Source organism: Carnobacterium sp. ISL-102, from assembly GCF_018612935.1.
GTDB classification, from domain to species: Bacteria; Bacillota; Bacilli; order Lactobacillales; family Carnobacteriaceae; genus Carnobacterium_B; species Carnobacterium_B alterfunditum.
In genome coordinates, this window is sequence record NZ_JAGGRF010000001.1 from 79,564 (window position 1) to 98,996 (window position 19,433).

General features: G+C 36.7%; 15 protein-coding genes. 1 reads left to right on the plus strand and 14 read right to left on the minus strand.

The features are described 5' to 3' along the window. Positions 1-426: 426 nt before the first annotated feature. Positions 427-1,137, minus strand: a complete 711-nt coding sequence (locus tag J7E16_RS00350; RefSeq protein WP_214887374.1) for a nuclease-related domain-containing protein — start codon at positions 1,135-1,137, stop codon at positions 427-429. Between the two features lie 285 nt (positions 1,138-1,422). Here J7E16_RS00350 and J7E16_RS00355 point away from each other — a divergent pair, with 285 nt between their 5' ends. Beyond that, positions 1,423-2,271 carry a nuclease-related domain-containing protein gene (locus J7E16_RS00355; protein ID WP_251005991.1) on the plus strand — a complete coding sequence of 283 codons (849 nt, stop codon included), beginning with the start codon at positions 1,423-1,425 and terminating at the stop codon, positions 2,269-2,271. 484 nt (positions 2,272-2,755) lie between these two features. Here J7E16_RS00355 and J7E16_RS00360 read toward each other — a convergent pair whose 3' ends face one another. The 13 genes from J7E16_RS00360 to J7E16_RS00420 form a co-directional block, all read right to left on the minus strand. Beyond that, positions 2,756-3,553, minus strand: coding sequence for an SGNH/GDSL hydrolase family protein (locus J7E16_RS00360; RefSeq protein ID WP_214887376.1), 798 nt, complete (start codon positions 3,551-3,553; stop codon positions 2,756-2,758). Positions 3,554-4,289: 736 nt separating this feature from the next. Beyond that, positions 4,290-5,057 (minus strand): tyrosine-protein phosphatase, encoded by a 768-nt coding sequence (locus J7E16_RS00365; protein WP_214887378.1) that lies wholly within the window; start codon positions 5,055-5,057, stop codon positions 4,290-4,292. 464 nt (positions 5,058-5,521) lie between these two features. Continuing rightward, on the minus strand, positions 5,522-6,238 hold the full coding sequence (locus tag J7E16_RS00370; protein WP_214887380.1) for an MIP/aquaporin family protein: 717 nt from the start codon (positions 6,236-6,238) through the stop codon (positions 5,522-5,524). After that, complete coding sequence (gene glpO / locus J7E16_RS00375; protein WP_214887382.1) at positions 6,235-8,073, minus strand: type 1 glycerol-3-phosphate oxidase; 1,839 nt, start codon at positions 8,071-8,073, stop codon at positions 6,235-6,237. Before glpO ends, J7E16_RS00370 begins: the two co-directional genes overlap by 4 nt. A 16-nt stretch (positions 8,074-8,089) precedes the next feature. Further along, positions 8,090-9,595, minus strand: coding sequence for a glycerol kinase GlpK (glpK, locus tag J7E16_RS00380; RefSeq protein ID WP_214887392.1), 1,506 nt, complete (start codon positions 9,593-9,595; stop codon positions 8,090-8,092). 556 nt (positions 9,596-10,151) lie between these two features. Next, entirely contained in the window at positions 10,152-11,621 is a 1,470-nt protein-coding gene (locus J7E16_RS00385) for an AcpB/EbpR/MafR family transcriptional regulator (protein WP_214887394.1), read from the minus strand. Then, positions 11,611-12,942, minus strand: a complete 1,332-nt coding sequence (locus tag J7E16_RS00390) for an FAD-dependent oxidoreductase (protein ID WP_214887396.1) — start codon at positions 12,940-12,942, stop codon at positions 11,611-11,613. The genes J7E16_RS00385 and J7E16_RS00390 overlap by 11 nt, the downstream gene beginning before the upstream one ends. Positions 12,943-13,161: 219 nt before the next feature. After that, the gene (gene rfbD / locus J7E16_RS00395; protein ID WP_214887398.1) at positions 13,162-13,992 is read right to left on the minus strand and encodes a dTDP-4-dehydrorhamnose reductase; all 831 of its coding nucleotides are present in this window, start codon (positions 13,990-13,992) and stop codon (positions 13,162-13,164) included. 70 nt (positions 13,993-14,062) lie between these two features. After that, positions 14,063-15,046: a dTDP-glucose 4,6-dehydratase gene (gene rfbB, locus J7E16_RS00400; protein ID WP_214887400.1), complete on the minus strand. Its 984-nt coding sequence runs from the start codon at positions 15,044-15,046 to the stop codon at positions 14,063-14,065. A gap of 2 nt (positions 15,047-15,048) precedes the next feature. Next, on the minus strand, positions 15,049-15,615 hold the full coding sequence (gene rfbC / locus J7E16_RS00405; protein ID WP_214887401.1) for a dTDP-4-dehydrorhamnose 3,5-epimerase: 567 nt from the start codon (positions 15,613-15,615) through the stop codon (positions 15,049-15,051). Position 15,616: 1 nt separating this feature from the next. Continuing rightward, positions 15,617-16,504, minus strand: a complete 888-nt coding sequence (rfbA, locus tag J7E16_RS00410) for a glucose-1-phosphate thymidylyltransferase RfbA (RefSeq protein WP_214887403.1) — start codon at positions 16,502-16,504, stop codon at positions 15,617-15,619. A gap of 38 nt (positions 16,505-16,542) precedes the next feature. Continuing rightward, on the minus strand, positions 16,543-17,865 hold the full coding sequence (locus J7E16_RS00415; RefSeq protein WP_353049844.1) for an MATE family efflux transporter: 1,323 nt from the start codon (positions 17,863-17,865) through the stop codon (positions 16,543-16,545). A gap of 257 nt (positions 17,866-18,122) precedes the next feature. Beyond that, the gene (locus tag J7E16_RS00420) at positions 18,123-19,430 is read right to left on the minus strand and encodes an O-antigen polymerase (protein WP_214887405.1); all 1,308 of its coding nucleotides are present in this window, start codon (positions 19,428-19,430) and stop codon (positions 18,123-18,125) included. Positions 19,431-19,433: the final 3 nt, after the last annotated feature.

Sequence of the window (19,433 nt, forward strand, 5' to 3'; positions counted from 1 at the left end):
ATTCCGACAGAAATTTGGTGTTATCAATTTATCTAACATAAGAATAAAAAGTTGTATAATTTTTGGCTCTACGTCAAATGGTGTCGATATTTAAAAATAAAATTTCTTCTGGAATAGACGGGTTTGCTTGTGGAGAGCCATGAGAACGCCTGAAGCCTTTTGTCTTCCAGGCTTTCAAGCCTCAAACGGAGCGTAATCGCTAAGACTCTAACGCTCTGTAATTCGCATTGAATCTTTTACACGGCTACAAGCAACCCCTATTCCGACAGAAAATTTGTGTCATCAATACTATAAACTCGATATAAAAAACCTGATAACTACCTATTTAGTAAAGGTAGTTATCAGGTTTTTATTTTTTTAATAAGCACCACTTACTATATAAGTAGCAGCCAGTTTTCATATTAATAATGCAATAAAATACTAGTTTTATCTTTTAGCCAAGCTTAGTCTTTCTTGAATTTTTTTGATATGTAGCTTTTTTGTTTTCTCATCAGCATGCATGTACGGTTTAAGTATTTGAAAATAAGATTTCATCTCCTCTGAAGTTAATCGAGGCTCGCTACCTAGTTTACTTTTTAAAATTTGCTTCAATAGATCTCGTTGAAAAACTTGAACATTAGAACTGGTAACCGTAATCTCCTTTAACTCACAATGATTGCTAAAAATAATGAATGAGTGCACCAAAGAGTCATCAGTGATAGCTAAAACGTCTTTTAAAGCTTTGATATGCCCTTTATTTTGCCAAATAGGGTTAAAAAAACTGAACTGCTGATTATTTGGGAAAGTTTGGGTCCAGCTACGGGTTTTTTCATCGCCAAAAATCCATCCACTGTAATTCTTTGACTCCACAACGAACAAACCAGATTTTGTAATCAACAACAAATCAATTTCTGTTGTACTCCCATCTTTTTTGGGGATGTAAAGATTCGTCAATAAAAGCTTTTCCCCTTTTACTTTTTCAAGACTGAGGTATATCTTGTATTCACCCTTATTTCCTTTATTAAAAAAGGTTTGCCAAAAATTATGATTACTTGCGTGTCGATAATTGGAAGTTTTAAAGTCTATATAAATTTTTAGTTTCAACATTACAAATCCAATAATATATATGACAACTACATTGAAAATAAGTTCTGCCATTAAAGTTGCTTCCTCCTTGGTTAATTATAATTCATTAGACCTTATTGATCATAAGCTAGAATAGTACTACAAAGCAATGGCCTAAACCATCTTAACACCGAAGAACTGGTAATGATAGAAGCTTACACCCATTAAACGCTTTCACCTTAACTAATAGTCTATCTGCTTCACTAATAATCTCAATTTTTTGCGTACTCTAATAAAGAGGAGGCGAAAATTATAATAATAGTCAAAAATAGAAACAAATCGAACTATTTGCGTGCCGTAGAAGCTTTGGACAAACGAATGACACTGCCTGATGAAGAAGCACTTCATTTATTGAATATGCAAAAAGGATTTAAAGGAGAAGTTTTGTTTGATTCGTTATTGGAAGAATTTTTAGACATAGATGCATTGATACTGAATGATTTGATGTTTACAGAAAAAGGAAGTACATTTCAAGTCGATTCATTGATTCTGACAGGTGAAAAAGTCCTGTTGTTTGAGGTGAAAAATTACGAAGGGAATTTTCAATTCAAATCGCATCACCTCTTGACTTCTTCAGGCAAAGAGATCGGTAATCCATTGAATCAATTGGATGATACTGCTATCAAGATGCGGCAACTTCTGAGTAAATGGAATGTCAATCTAACGTTTGAGCCTATACTCATTTTTGTGAATCCTGCTTTTACACTCTACAACGCGCCAAGCGGCAGTCCAATCATTTTTCCTACACAAATTAAGGAACAACTTTCCCGAATGAACCGGATTGCTTTACCACTATCGAAAAGGCATCACCATTTTGCAGATAAAATGATGGAAGAAAATCAAGAAGAAGCTGCTTTTCAGCGGAAGTTACCGAGTTACACTTATGATCTACTCAAAAAAGGGCTATGGTGTATCGAATGTGCCTCTCCTGATTTATCAAATACTCAACGGACCTGTACCTGCAGAGCTTGCGGATTTAAAGTCTCCGTCGAAAAAACTGTTTCGCATCAAATAAAGGATTTCAAACTACTGTTTCCTGATTCCAAAGTAACAACCGCTGCTATCTTTAACTGGCTCGGTTCCACTATTTCAGCGGAAAGAATTAGGAAAATCTTATTAAAAAATCACAAAATTTGCGGAGCCACTTTTGGTTCTTATTATGAATAAAAAATCTTTTTAAGATGTAGATACTCGTCCGATGACGAGTATCACCCGTTCAATCTCTTTCTAGCGAGTTTCTTTTGTTATTATCGCTTAGATTCGGTCGATTCAATTGCGATTCAGCTTTGAGCTGCTCGAACGGAGGCTAGTTACCGCAACTCAATTGGAAAACGCCTATCGAGTTACCCGAACTGAGGCTCGTTGCTGTAACTCAAATAAAAAAACGCTTCTGAGTTACTCGAACGGAGGCTAGTTGCTGCAACTCAATTGAAAAGTGTCTAGTGAGTTACTCGAACGGAGGCTCCTTACTGCAACTCAAATGAAAAGTGTCTAGTGAGTTGCTCGAACTGGGGCTCGTTGACGCAACTCAAATGGAAATCGACTAGTGAGTTACTCGAACTAAAGACTATTGCCTCTTCCCAAATACGATACGCTAAGAAAGAACGAAAGAAAGCCTCAAGAATTTGCATTCTTGAGGCTTCTTCCTTTACTAATGAAGCTCTTTTACAGGTACGTCGAATCGCTCTTTCAACAATTCAAACCATATACTGTAACCTTCTCCATTTGGGTGGACATCATCAGCTAAAACATCTCCAATTGATAAATTGCGTTCTTCGATCTTAGTTTGCATTAAATGATAAATATCAATAAATGGCCACTGCTGTTCTTTAACGTATTCAGAAATCTCATTATTGTATTCGTCATAGGTAAATTGATTACCTGTTAAAAATACATCGTTATAAATAGTAGGATTTGCCGTTTGCACAATGACCAACGTATCTGGCAACTCCTCATTCAACATGTCCATGATCCAGTCGATATCCGCTTTCGTTTGGTCAATACCGCTTTGCGGATAACGGTTATTATTGATTAAACACAATTCAAAAATAATGATGTCAGGATCGTCCTTAATGACTGAACTAATTTTATTCTCTGAAATCAGATTAGCTGTACTGTAGCCGCTGTAACCATGATTGATTACTTTAGCATTGATTCCAGCCATTTTGTCAAGTTCCGCTCCCAGTAGATTACCCCATGACGGTTGTGCTTCAGTCGCACCTTTCCCGTAGGTTACACTGCTGCCTAGAACAACGATAGTTACTTCACCATCGCGTTCCGTTACAAATTTTGAGCGATCAACTAAACTTTCTTGTTTAAAAGTATCCGATAATTTATAGGCTTTATTCATTTGAATTAGGGTTCTATTCTCTTTAGTAATGTGAAAAAAGAAAATAAAAACAATTACCAACACTATGAGCATCCCAATTTTCAAATTAGTTCGTTTCATTTAAAAGACTCCTACCACTATTAGTTAATACAGTATACCCTGATTTACTATCCTAAAATAAAGCGAAATTCCGACTGTTTTGACGGTTGATTTTAAAAAAACCCATCCTGTTTTAATGCTTGGTTCGCCAAATGAAATACAAGTTGACTAAAATTTCATTTCAAGACTTAGGGAGTATTTTAATTTCAACATACGCGTGACGCGTGGTTCAAACTGCTGTTTCAAGAAAAATTTTATCAACCTCATTCTTTAACTCAATGTCTATAAGTATTTGCAAGCTTTTTGTTTCCTTAGTAACAGTATCTCTTTTTTATCTATTACAAATTTATTTTAGTTGTACTTGAGCAGTTTGATAGGTTCATGCCGTCACTTCTTCTACGGTTATCTGTTTCAATTGACTCTTAACTTTCTGCATATACTATTTAAATTGCATATCCTGTTATCCTCTTATTTGTAAAGTAGGTTTTATCACATGGGTCGTATTTTGATGTTTAAAGACATTAAGAAGCAGCTATTGTATTTAGCGGAATAGAAAAAAATGTTCATTACATCAATTGTAATGAACGCTCTTTTGAATTGCTAAAATGTTTGTCTTTATAACTTTTTAGTTTTGGCAGAATAGTTAAATCGATTACACGAAATTTTTAGAAGGATAAAAGGTGCTTGTATCCTTCTAAAAAAACTGAAAGGAAGTACTGTAGTCACTAATGCCCAAGTGTATCAGGTTTGTAAACTGTTAAAACAACCCTAAAAATTTAGCCTTTTTCACTTTTTGAGGTGTCTTAGTAAAAATAGGTTCACCATTTACCAAGTCTTTAGTGACTTGATGGTATTCTGCTACCTTTTCTGGACCAAATTCTTTTTCCAATTTTTGATAAGCTTCTTTCATATGAAAAGAACGTGAACCAATATTGTGTGCATCCGAAGCAATAAAATGTACTAAGTTGGATTCGATTAATTGCTTACTGACTTTTTGGATTTCTTTACCGAACCCTCCAGTATAACTGGCGGCCGTTAGTTGCACCAAAACTCCTTTTTCAACAAAAGACATCAATAGGTCCGGATCTTTCAATACTGCATGATTGCGTTCTGGATGAACGATGATCGGTGTGATACCTTCTCTTTGCATCTCAAAAAATAACTTTTCAGCATATTGAGGAATCATCGGTGTCGGAAACTCAATCAAAACATACTGATTTCCTTCATCAATAAATTGAATTCTATTTTCTTCAACATCCTCAAAAAATTCTCCATTGATGCGAACTTCTTGCCCAGGGAAAATGGTTAAGGGAATATCTCTAGCATTCAATTCCTCTTGCACTTCTTCGACTAAGCTTAAAATATCTTGTTTTTCGTTATCCCAATGTCCATTTTTATAATGGGGAGAGGCTAAAATATGGGTGATTCCTTCAGCCACAGCTTTACGCGCCATGTCCATAGAATCTTCTAAATCTTTTGCCCCGTCATCGATTCCAGGTAAAATATGACAATGTAAATCAATCATGTGATTTTCTCCTTCAGTTTTGCCCACTTAAATTATAGTTCATTATAAAACAAAGTTTTAAAAAAAGCTAGATGTTCAAACTTAAAATCACTTGGCCTTTTTCTGTCACACCATTTTTTTATTTAGCTGCACAGGTGAGTGAATTTTTTTGTCCCGCTCATCCGTGCAAACAAACTTCATGAATAAGTGCACATCCTTTTGAGTCCCACTCATTCGTGCAAACACACTTCACGAACATGTGCACATCCTTTTGGATCCTACTCTTTCGTGCAAACGCACGTCATGAACAAGTGCACATTCTTTTGGATCCCACTCATTCGTGAAAGCACACTTCATGAACAAGTGCAGCAGGCTTATAAGCAAACCCGTACATTCCAGAAGAAATTTCTTATTAGCGTTCAAAAAAAACCCCACCTTTATACGATCAAGCCGTACAAACATGAGGTCAGTTTATTTCTTATAAATTAAGTAATGACTAGGTAAAGTAATGCTGCGATGACTCCACCTACCATTGGTGCTAAAATTGGAATCCATGAGTAAGCCCAATCTGAAGCTCCTTTGTTTGGGATCGGTAATAATTGATGTGCCAGACGTGGACCTAAGTCACGTGCTGGGTTGATTGCATAGCCTGTTGCTCCCCCTAAAGAAAGGCCAATTGCTAGAACCAATATCCCTACGACTAATGGATTTAGTCCATCAGCGAATATATTTTTCCCAAACATCATAAGTGCGAATACTAGCACAAAAGTACCAATTATTTCTGTTGTTACATTGCTGACCGTGTGACGGATAGCTGGGCCTGTTGCAAAAGTTCCAAGGATACTGCCTTGATCTTTTGTTTCTTTGAAGTGGGGTGCGTAAGCTAACCAAACTAGCACGCCTCCCACAAAAGCTCCAGCTGTTTGAGCAAGAATAAAGGGAATAACTAATGCCCACTCAAAGTTACCAATAACAGCCATGGCAAGCGTCACAGCTGGGTTGATATGAGCTGGTCCCATTGATCCAGCAACATATACCGCAATCGTTACCGCTGCTCCCCATCCAAGCGTGATGGCAACCCATCCGCCGCCTTCACCTTTACTTTTTTTCAAAACAGCAGTAGCAACTGCGCCGTCACCAAGTAAAACCAAGATCATTGTGCCTAAAAATTCACTAAAAATCTGTAATGTATCCCCTGTCATTTTTTCCCATCTCCTTTTAATTTTTTTAGATCAGACTCTGCAACAGCTGTTTCTAATCCTTTCCGATAGTTTATTTTTTCTTCTTCTGTCCAGCCATAGTAGCGAGCCATTTCTGTAATCACCGGATCCATGATGTTATCTAATGTGTCGCGCATAAACAACATGTGGTTAGTGCGACGGATCAAGAAGTCACTCGGTGTAAGCGTCATCTCTTCTTTGATAGCATAGCATAAGCTTAAACTATCTGCTAGAGTTAACCCTTTTATTTGTTGGATTTCATCCAGTAAGCCAAGCACCTTAGGCGTGTTTGAACCATACAAGTTAGCCAGGTATAGTGCTTCTGCTTGGTTCAGTCCTTTTTCGGTCCCCATTTGAGCTAATTTTTCAGTTTCTGCTTCAACTTCTAATGGGTTGATATCGCCACCAGATACGGGGTATTTAGTAGAATCAATCAATTCGTAAGACAGATTGAAATCGTTTTGTAAAATTTCAATGACTGCTTTCATTGCACCGAGTGCCATTTTGCGGTAGTCGGTTATCTTGCCGCCAGCTACGGTGATCAATCCGTCGGGATCGATGTCTAACGCACTGCCACGTGAAATAGCTGACGGATTAGCTTCTGTTTCAGAGTTATCTGTTTCGATATTTTTCAATATGTCTTCGACAGTATAGCGATCGACGTTTCCTTTTTGGTATTGTTCGATCGTATTGATCACCTTATCAAAGCTTTCATCTGAGATGGGTTGTTTTTTTGCGCCATTGTAGTCCGAACCGCCGTTTGCAGAGATCAATGGACGCAATCCGGCCCAGCTGGCTTCGATGTCGTTGATCGTGATCTTAGCTGACGGGTAACGGTTGTTGACAATCTCTAATAGATAATCCACATCTTCTTGTTCAACGATTGGATTTGCTAAATCGCCTGTGTAGTCTGTATCCGTCGTTCCAAAATAGGTTTTTGCTTCACGCGGGATCACGAATACCATCCGGCCATCGTTTTTACCTGTGTCGAAATAAGTGGGTTGCGGTACAGCTAATCGTTTGTTGTCTACAACTAAGTGGACGCCTTTTGTCGGGCGCATTTGAGGTGCAGCGTCTACTTTATCATCCATTTGGCGGATCGTATCTGACCATGGACCCGTTGTGTTCAAGACAACACGCGCTTTGATGTCAAATGTTTCTCCAGTCAACAAGTCTTCTACAGTTGCGCCACTTGCTTTGTTGTTTTGGTCGTGTAAGATCCCGACCACTTTCATGCGGCTGACCATATATCCGCCATCTGTAGCAGCACGTTTGATGTTTTCAATCACTAAACGAGCATCGTTGTTGCGGTAGTCTAGGTAGACACCAGCACCTAATAAACCATCGCTTTTCAGTTGCGGTTCGCGTTTTAAGACTTCTTCTTTAGTCAACGTATAGTTCGCATATTTTGTGCCGGTAACATCTGCTAATCGGTCATACAAATCCATTGCTATTTTTAACGAGAACATCGAAAAAGTTGCACCCGGTTCGTCATAGATGGGCAAGATCATTGGGTCGGCTTTTGGAATGTGCGGTGCGACACCTTGTACAACAGCCCGTTCTTGGACTGTATCGGCTACGACTTCAACGTCGAAGTTTTTCAAATAGCGTAAACCGCCATGGACCAACTTGGTCGAGCGAGAAGAGGTTCCTTCTGCAAAGTCCTGCATCTCGACCAGTCCTGTCTTAAGGCCAGAAGCGCTGGCTTGTAATGCCGTTCCAGCGCCTGTGATCCCTCCACCGATAATTAAAACGTCTAATATGCCTTCTTTTAATGCTTTGATGTCTTGCTGTCTTCTTTCGATTGAAAAGGCCATGATATTTCTCCTCCTTTTATGCTTCTGGTTTAAAGACTTGTGTAGCTTTGACGGCTAGTTTCCAGTTTTTGTATAATTTTTCGCGTTCAGCATCTGGCATTTGCGGTTCAAAAATACCGCCTTCTTCGTACATGCCTTTGATCTCATCCATGCTTTCCCAGAAACCAACGGCTAAACCAGCTAAGTAAGCTGCTCCTAAAGCTGTTGTTTCTAAGTTGTGGGCCCGTTGAACTTTAGTGCCTAAGATATCTGCCTGGAATTGCAATAACCAATCGTTATTAGCAGCTCCGCCATCGACTTTCAATAATGGAATCTCGATCCCAGAGTCTTTGTTCATTGTATCGATAACGTCGCGTGCTTGGTAAGCAATAGATTGCAAAGTCGCTTTAACAAAGTCTTCTTTCGTTGTTCCGCGGTTCAAACCAAAGACCGCTCCGCGTGCGTCAGAATCCCAGTAAGGTGCACCTAGTCCAGTAAAGGCTGGCACCACAAAAACTTCATTGTCGTTTTTAGATGCTTCCGCGAGCGCTTGGGAGTCAGCTGAATTCTCAATCATTTTCAATCCATCACGCAACCATTGGATCGAAGACCCAGCTACAAAGATACTTCCTTCTAAAGCGTAGTAAATTTTGCCATTGATGCCGTAACCGATCGTCGTCAGCAAGTTGTTGGCTGATAATTGTGGTTTTTCACCGGTATTCATCACAATAAATGAACCTGTTCCGTAAGTATTTTTGACCATGCCTGGTTCGAAAGCCATTTGGCCGAATAAAGCCGCTTGTTGGTCTCCTGCCATTCCTGAGATAGGTGTGTTAGCACCGTAGAAATGGTAGTTAGTTGTGTGGCCGTATACTTCTGAGTTGGATTTGACTTCCGGCATCATGATGCGCGGGATATTTAATAAGTCTAAGATTTCTTGATCCCATTCCAAATTATGGATGTTGAACAACATCGTACGGCTGGCGTTTGAATAATCAGTAACGAATGAATCGCCGCCAGTCAATTTCCATACTAACCAAGTATCTACTGTTCCAAAGAGCAACTCGCCTTTTTCAGCACGCTCTTGAGCTCCTTCTACGTGGTCAAGGATCCAACGAATTTTAGTAGCTGAGAAATAAGAGTCAATGATCAAACCGGTTTTTTCATGGATCATTTTTGAATGTCCTGCTTCATGCAGTTCGGTTGCGATTGGTGCCGATTGACGCGATTGCCAAACGATTGCATTATATATAGGGCTTCCAGTTTTTTTGTCCCAGATGATCGTTGTTTCGCGTTGGTTCGTGATACCGATTGCAGCGATTTCTTCAGGTTTGACACCGGATTCGATGAATGATCCAGCAATTACCGATTGGACTGAATTCCAAATCTCATTCGGATTATGTTCGACCCAACCGCTTTGGGGGAAGATTTGCGTGAATTCTTTTTGCGAGCTGCCGATCGTGTTTGTTGCTTTATCGTAAATAATAGCTCTTGAACTAGTCGTTCCTTGATCGATTGCCATGATGTATTTTTTCTCTGTCATAATATATTTCCTCCTTGTTTTTGAAAACGTTTTCTTAACATATTTATTGTAACCGTTTTTATCAGATTAAACATGTCATCTTTTTTGGGTTTTTAAAATTTTTTGAGAGGTTTTTTTATTTTGATGGTGGATTGCGTTGAAAACCTATAAAAGGGTTGTCTAACAAATGTTATTGATGTAGCAATTTTTTTCTAAAATGATTGTATTTGCTGGTAAAGACATTATACTGCCTTAAACTTAAAATCCGTAGAATTAAGACTTTCAACCCCAAAATAGTGTTGGTCTTCCAAAAAGAATTTCTTCTGGAATGGGCAGGCTTGCTTGTGGAGAGCCGTGAGACCGCCTCAAGCCTAAAAAAGCCATAGTCTTAAGGCTTTCAAGCTTCAAACAACGTTTACACGCTAAAGCGTTAAAACGTTGTAATTCTCATTGAATCTTCTACACGGCTACAAGCATTCCTTATTCCGCCATAAATTCAGGATAATCGGTTGAATTAATTCTCCTATACTAAATGGATAAATAAAAAACAAGCTGCAGTAAAATCACTGAGCTTGTTCTATGAATGAAGTTCTTGGATGATCTTCTGGATATTCTTCATGTCAAAAGATGATAAAATCTCAGAGAAGACATAAACTTTGGCGTCACCGTATGGGTCTTTTTTAAGTGCTGGTTCATTAGTAAGAATAAGATCATACACTTTACCAGGCCGATAAGCTTCTACCTTTATACCGTTAATATGGCGCATATTTAATATCAATAACTGATTCAACGTTTCCGTATAAATTCTTTCCATTTTTAAATCGATCCCGATCTGCACAATCGTCGTCATCTTGAAAGAAACCATCGCCAACAGACTGATGTATTTCAACAGACTTATCTCCACTGAGCCAGGTTCTTCTAAACTCGGCATCCCAAATTTACTAGTACTGATGTCAACTAAGTTATGGGCAAATGAGACCAAGTTCCGGCCAGTAAACGGTTTTTCTTTAGCCAGCATTTCTTCATAGGCATAAACTTCCATTTCACCTTGAAAGAAATACAATTTTGTGTGGATATGAGACAGGTGATAATGCATGTCGCGTTCCAACATATATGGTAATTTACGGAACTTGTAATGGATAATAATGGTTTCAACAATATATGTATCCAGCGTCGCAATTGGTGCTCTACGGTCCCGTTCTAAAGTATACTCATGAAAATCGTGTTCATTTAGTATCGGAAAAGCCAATAAAAAAGCAAAGTGCAACATGGCTTCTTCTTCATCGACTTCGATCGAATAACGGCTAAAATAGCGCAAGACCATGATGCGGATTTTTTGGTACAGTGAATCTTCTAAGTAAGGCTGCATCTGTTCGCGCAAATAGGCATATTGCTTCTCTTTACTAGTGACGCGGCTTCTACTGATCATCATCCAAGTGTTGAGCTGTTGCCTGTTTTCGGGTTCAATTGTGACATGTAAAAAACTTTCCATCACTTGCACTACTTGAGTGATCTGCTTACCGGAATCCGAATCCATGAGAGCTTCTTTGTTTTCAATGTAACTGAAAAATTGAAAATAGAAATGCCTTATATGCAACTCTTCGCCGTGCAACTGTCCATTGCGGATCTTGATGCCAAACTCTTTCAAGTAACTGTTCAATTCTTTGATCTTACGAAATAGCGAAGAATCGCTGATCGCCAGTTCTTGAGTCAGCTGCGTGATCGAAAATTCTTGATGCTTAAACAAAAAACGGATCAAGTTTAATTTGATTGACTGGTCCAAATAAAGCTGATAAATGTGCTGCAACGAATAGTCATCACTCATGGTCAAGGAAATAGATTGTCCATCATAAGCGATCTGAACCTGTTCTGCAAGCGGTTTTATCCGGAAAGAAATCGATTCCAAATCTTTCTCAAGTGAAGATTTAGCGACACTCAAATAGTCCAGCATATCCGTATATGAGAGTTTTCCGCCGTTCAGCACTAATTGTTTAAAAATCGTGACTTCTCTGATGTCATTTTTCTCAAGGAAGTGTTCAATTTTCATTGCCATCATCCCTCACTTCTGACCAAGAAACAAAATTAGTGGCTGAGATCATTTGCGAAAAAGACGGATTGAAGAAATACTCCTTTTGCTGCAAGTCTTCCAAGGTTTGGTTGGTTTGGATGGCCAACGCCAAGGTATTGATTTTTTCCAAGATATTTGACGTCGAGATCAGTTGCGCTCCAAGCAAAATTTGGCTGTCAGCATCATAGATCCATTTGATCGTTACCGTATCAGCATCCGGCAGACTAGTTAGACGGACTTCTTGACGATAGGTTTTAACCGTGTGACCCGAAAATACACTTTCAGCTTCCGTCATGCCGGTGCTAGCAATGTAGTAACCAAACAAGTAAGTTCCAATCGTACGTAAGGAGCCTTTGAAAGCCATTTCTGGTTGGATCAGATTAGCCGCAGCCACGATCCCTGTCCGGACAGCATTGTTTACCAGTGGGATATACTCCGTTTCGTCGCCATCTCCATAGGCCAATTGGATGCAATCCCCAACAGCAAAGATATCTTCTACCGACGTCCGCATATAGCGATCGACTGCAATCGTTTGATCCATATGGAGCTGGATGTATTCATCTAAAAAGGACAAGTTGGGTCTCACATTCACACCTAAGATAACCGCATCACTCGTGACCGTTTCGTTGCCAAAACGAACCGTTACCGGTTGGTCGGCTTCTATAGCTGAAACCGTTTGGTTCAAGCGCAAATTGATCCCCATTTCAATCATTCTATCCTGAACTGGCTGGATCATTTCTTTATCAAAGTACTTGAATAACACATAGTTCATGCTCTCAATCAACGTGACTTTTTTTTGTTGCTTGCTTAGCAGATAAGCCGCTTCTACTCCGACTGGACCAGCTCCAATAATCGTAATACTTTTACTCGTTTCCATCTTAGCCAAAGCAGCAACTGCTTCAGGGTGTCGTTTGTACTTCAAGACACTTTCACCATCACTGCCACTGATTTTTTGCGACAATTGGCTTGAACCCATCGCAATAATCAACTTGTCATAAGTGATCAGCTCTTCTTTACCCCGCCAGAGATAGATAACAGTTTTGTTAACCGTATTCATTTTTTCAACAGATGCCTCCAAGCAACAATGGATATCTTGCCTTTCCAATTGCTCCTTAGTGATAAAGTATGCTGCATTTAAATCAGAAATTTTATTTTCCCAGTACAAATGCAGACCATTCGGAATGTACCCTAAAGTAGACTGTTTTTCCAGCAAAATAATTTCTGCATTATCATATCTTTTTCGCACTTCTAAAGCCGCTGCTACCCCAGCATAAGAAGCACCTATAATTACTACTTTCATACCATTACACCTCATCGATGTGTTTTCATTTAGTATAACATAGAGCGTGATATCAGCCACTGAGAATTACTAGCAACGACATAATTATTAGCATTAAATACCATACAATTATCCAATAAAAAAAGTAACAACAAAACGACTACAGGCACCCTTGTTAAAGGTATCCATAGTCGTTCTGTTATTTGCAATTGTTTGAAATTCTAAAATGTATTTATTTATTTACTTTACAAACTCTTCTAACGCTTTTTTCCAAGTTGGAATATCAAATCCTGTTTCTTTTGCTTTGCTTAAATTCATCACAGAGTGTTTTGGTCTATTGGCTTTTTGTGGGTATTCTGCAGACGTTACTGGAGCAACCTCAACTTTTTTATCTTTCAAAATTTCTTTCGCGAATTCATACCATGAACAACTGCCTTCATTGGATAGATGGTAGACACCATATTCCGCTTCTTTCTCAGTCAGGTAATAAACAAATTCAGCTAACGTACGAGTCCACGTTGGACGACCAATCTGATCCGCTACGACTGTCAATTTTGGATGTGTTTCAGCTAACTTCTGCATCGTAAACACGAAGTTTTTACCGAACTCACCGAACACCCATGATGTCCGAACAATATAGTGCTTCGAAACTAGTTTTTGAACGATTTGTTCTCCAGCTAGTTTGGCACGGCCATATTCACTTTGCGGGTTAGTTGGATCCGTTTCTTTATACTCCCCTAGATTTGTTCCATCAAAAACGTAGTCCGTACTGATATAGACTAATGTTGCGCCTACTTCTTCTGCAGCTTTCGTTACATTTTCAGTTCCAACAACGTTTACCAATTGGTTGAGTTCTTTCCCTTCATTTTCTGCTGCATCAACAGCCGTATAAGCTGCACAATGATAAATAACTTCTGGATTTAGCGCAAGAATATACTGATTTACAGCTTTAGTATCTGTAATATCTAAGTCTTTTGAACCAACGGAAACATACGCTACTTGTTTTTCGTCTAATAACTTTCTTAATTCAGAACCCAATTGCCCAGTTCCACCGGTAATTAAAGCGGTCATATTCAAACCTCCAATTTTTTAAAAACAAAAGATTTGTTCAAGGTGCAAACAAATCTTTTATCTCATTCGATTAATTTAATTCAGCTCGCTCCTTCAATGGGCGCCACCAAGCTTCATTTTTTTGATACCATTCAATCGTTTCAACGATTCCAGTACCAAACGTGTATTTCGGCTTCCACCCTAATTCAGTTTCCAACTTTGTTGGATCGATCGCATAACGTTTGTCATGACCCAGACGGTCATCAACGTAGGTGATCAACTCACGAGGTAAGTCAAGTTGGTCAACAATGATATCCACGATTTGGTTATTCGTGCGTTCATTGTGTCCACCAACGTTATAGACTTCGCCTTTACGTCCTTTATGCAATACTAAATCGATAGCTTGACAATGATCTTGTACATGCAACCAGTCTCGGATGTTCAATCCGTCTCCATAGATTGGAAGTTCTTTGCTGTCCATACCATTTGTAATCATCAGCGGAATTAATTTTTCTGGAAAATGGTACGGACCATAGTTGTTTGAACAACGGGTGATGTTGACGTTCATGCCATAGGTTTCATAGTAGGCACGAACCAATAAATCCGCTCCGGTTTTACTAGCTGAGTAAGGGCTGTTCGGTGCTAAAGGTGTTTCTTCTTTAAAGTAACCTTCGGCTCCTAAAGAACCGTATACTTCATCCGTTGATACTTGTAGGTATTTTTCAATATTCATTTCTTTAGCCACGTTTAATAAAGCTAAGGTTCCTTGAATATTGGTTTCTACAAAAATTTCAGGATTTAAAATACTGCGGTCAACATGTGATTCAGCCGCAAAGTTCACAAAATGAGTAATAGCATGTTCGTTAACTAAATGGCGCACTAATTCCTTATTCAGGATATTTCCTTGCACAAACACATGATTCGGATTATCCATCACATCATCTAAACTATGAATATTTCCTGCATAGGTCAATAAATCTAAGTTGACGATTTTATAGGTTGGGTGTTTTTCAAGCATATAGTGGACAAAATTACTGCCAATAAAACCAGCTCCCCCAGTTACTAATACGTTCATGGTTAGTTTTCCTCCCAAACAAACGGATTATCAAATTCAGCTAATGTTGGGTGTTTGGTATCTTTTTCAGATAAGACCAATTTATCTATTGGCATTGGCCATTGAATGTTTAAAGCTGGATCATCAAATGCGATACCGCCATCATGTTCTTTTGAATAATACTCATCCACCTTATATTGCACGTTGCAATTGGGCGTAAGGGTTACAAAAGCATGTGCGAATCCTTTAGGTACTAATAATTGGCGATGGTTGAACTCGCTTAAAATGTACCCCTCAGATTGGCCATATGTAGGAGAACCCACACGTATATCAACAATAACGTCATAAATGACACCTGTTGTTGCACGGACTAATTTTGTTTGAGCTTTTTCTGGCGTTTGGAAATGCATCCCTCTTAGTACGCCCGGTTCAACAGATAAAGAATGGTTGTCTTGAATGAAATCGATAGAAATGCCGTTTTCCAAAAATTTTTCTTTCGTGTAACTCTCAGTGAAAAAACCACGGTGGTCTCCGAAGACACCCATTTCAATAATTTTTACATCTTTTAACTTTGTATTAATTACTTTCATGCTACTTAACTCCCTTATTTTTATCCTCTTTTGCAATTCGTAATAGGTATTGCCCATACCCATTTTTTTTCAATGGTTGTGCCAATTCAACCAATTGTTCATTGGTTATGTATTCCATGCGATAAGCAATCTCTTCTAGACATGCTACTTTAAGATTTTGACGTTTTTCAATGGTTTCAATGAAAGTACCTGCCTCTAGCAACGACTCATGTGTACCTGTGTCTAACCAAGCATACCCACGACCCATTACTTCAACATCCAGTTCGCCAGCTGCTAGATAAGCTTTATTGACATCTGTAATCTCAAGTTCATCACGATGTGAGGGTTGAATCGTTTTAGCAATTTCTACAACTTTGTTATCGTAGAAATATAAACCTGTTACAGCATAATTGCTTTTAGCTTTTTCTGGTTTCTCTTCAATCGATAAAGCTTTCATATCATTATCAAACTCTACAACCCCAAAGCGTTCTGGATCATTGACGTGATAACCAAAAACGGTAGCACCTATTTCTTTTTTAGCAGCTCTTTGGAGTAGTTTAGATAACCCACCGCCATAGTAAATATTATCACCTAGAATCAAACAAACTGAGTCTTCTCCAATAAAGTCTTCCCCAATAATAAAAGCTTCTGCCAGCCCATTCGGTTGGTCTTGGATTTTATATTTTAAATTCATTCCTAATTCTGATCCATTTCCAAATAATTGTTCAAATCGTGGCGTGTCATTTGGCGTTGAGATGATTAAGATGTCTTTAATACCTGCCAACATTAACGTTGACATCGGGTAATAAATCATCGGTTTATCATAAATAGGCATGAGTTGTTTTGAAACAGCCTTTGTTAGAGGATATAATCTTGTTCCACTACCACCTGCGAGAATAATACCTTTCAAAACAATTCCTCCTGATATTTTTAATTTTGTTAAAAACATTATTCTTTTATTAAACTTTTTAACTTTCTCAAAGAGACTTTAAAATCATTTCTTTTGACAAATAAATAACCTAAGTAAGCTAACCCATATATTAATGGGGTGACAGATGAGTTTACTACCCATGCTGAGTAAATGAAAATGCTTGTCATTAGTAATTCAAGTATTATATCCCTTGTAACTTTTATAGTAATCATTTTAGACAAAAACATTTCAGCAATGATACCTCTAAATGCTAATAGTATAACTATAGAAAATATAGCCAAATCTAAATTTTTCAAAAATACTGTAGTTATGATTGTCAAAATAGTACTCAATGATACAGTAATTACATTAATTAATAAAATTACTCTTTCTTTTCTCAATGTTTTTAAATATGAATTAATTAGTAGTGACATCTTACTTTCAAAGATTACTATTGGAAACAATATCCCCATATAATCAAGACTTTCAGCATATGCAGGTAGCCACTCTGATAAAATTATTTTAAATGGATAAAAAACTATGAGTATTCCAAGCAATATAATCATTAATGAGTCTCTCAATGTACTATAAATACCAGAAAGCTTTTCTTGATTTGTTCTCCTTAATACTGGATAAATTATTATTCCCATAGCATTAACAAACAACATCATAAGGTTAGAAACACTAAGTGTTAAAGATATTTTCCCGAAAGTTCCTATATCCCAAGATTTTTCTATCCCAAGTCTAATAAAACCTATTACGAATTTGCTTGCGATGTTAGAAAACATTAACTTGATTCCTACGTTTATATTAGCAAAGACCTCTTTAACGTCTATGGTAAAATCTGATAATTTTCGATACACTATGTCTCTACAAAGATACATTGCGTAAAATAAAGAAATACATTTTCCTAATACATCAGCCGCAATCATCAATCTATAATTTCTAATTCCTATTTGCAATAAAAATATAAGCATTCCTACATAAAAAACTCTATCTAGAATAGTGACATTAGAATATTCTTTAATTCTATTAGTTGCTTGCAGTATAAAAAGCAACATATACCTAGAATTTACGACAACTATAGCAATTGCAATCATTTCGAATATAAATTTTTTGTCACTATCATTAACAAAAAAGTACGCTAATATACCAAAAAAAGTTGCTATTATTATTTGTGAAATTACAAGCATATAATATTGAGAAAAAAATTTGTTTTTATCTAAATTTTTATAAATTTCTCCACCATATCTTAAATAAATTCCATCATTCCATCCAAAATGTAAAAAGCCTATATATGATGTGTAAAATATATATAACTGCCAATAACCATACTCTTCTATGCCTATGAGCTTTGGCACTACTAAAACCACAATCGTCGAGATTATTAGTGAAATCAAATTGGAAGATAATGCATATGAAAAGTTTTTTACGAAACTTAAGGTCTTGCTATTCAAAATATACCACCACTCATCTACACTTGTATTTTATAATCCTTACATGCTAATCCAATTTTCTAATTCATTAAACAAATAGATAGGAACTTAATAATTTAGTGTGATCTATCTATATTTTGAATCACGTATTATCTAAGGCTGACTTCTTAAAAAAACATTCATTAATTGTTATCAGAGGATATCTGGGGTGATATTACTCGTGTTGTTGATAATTTTATTAAAAATAAAAATACTAATAATTGAATTATAGTAGTAGTAGTAAAAACGTTTATTAAAATTCTTTCCTCTGTAAAACTAAATATTAGATATCTTAACAAATAAACGTACAATAAAATACCGAATTTTTGATTTTTCCATCTCTTTTTTTTAATTTTTTGATAAAAAATGCTATAAAAAAAACCAACTAAAAATTGATAAACCAACATTCCAATGTATCCATAATCATTAATAACTCTTCTATAAGAGGTATATATATTCGTTCTACTCGGCATATTTCCCAAATGAACGAAATCTAAAATTCTTTCATTTGCAAAATTTACATTTATTCCTATTAATTCTAATAAATTATTTATTCCTATCAACGTTTCATTTCCAAAATTATTAGTATTATATTCAAAGCTATTTAAAAAATAATCTAAAGCTGCAATAGATGATCCTACGTATAACGAAATAGTATAATAAAAACTATTTTCGTTACTTTTTCCAGTTAAAAAACCTAGCAAATAAAAAATAGCAAAAAACATCAAAATCGCAAAAATAATTTTATTGAACATCTTTATGCTAAAATTCAATTTCCATGTCGTTTTATTTTGATAGACGATATAACTGATTGTGACAATTGAGATTAGAAGATACAAAATGTCCATTCTACCTGATGAAAGAGCCGAAGTTACAAAAAATATTATAATAGGTAAGATATTTTTTTTGTTTAATATATTTTGAAACATAAATTGCTCTATTACCGATAATAAATAGTAGTATACGATAGGTAAATTTATTGTCAGAGCCATCTGAAGTATTATATTTAAGTCTTCTTCTGTAGATCTATATGCTCCAAAAAGTGTTTGTTCAAACATACCTACACTAGCTACAGTGCTCCTAATATGTATAAAATACCAGCCAAGTATTAGAAACATATATATTATAATGAAATTTGTACCGCGTTTACTAGGGATAATTATTTCAATTTCTTTTGATTTTTTTTCAAAATTACTTTTTTTAGTTTTTTCCTGATAAAAAAACCTAGCGAAAATTTCTCCGAATGAGAGTACAATAATACCGGCTATTATAACAAAAAAAGTTTTTCCACTTAAACTAATTCCCCATTCTTTTGCATTGATGATCAAAATAGATAAACTGGCTATATATGTTATTGTGAAAATAATTGTGGGAGAAAGCCAATCAATTTTGAATATAAAAAAGTATATTAATAATAATATTACTAATGTGAATAATAGTATATAAATCATTTC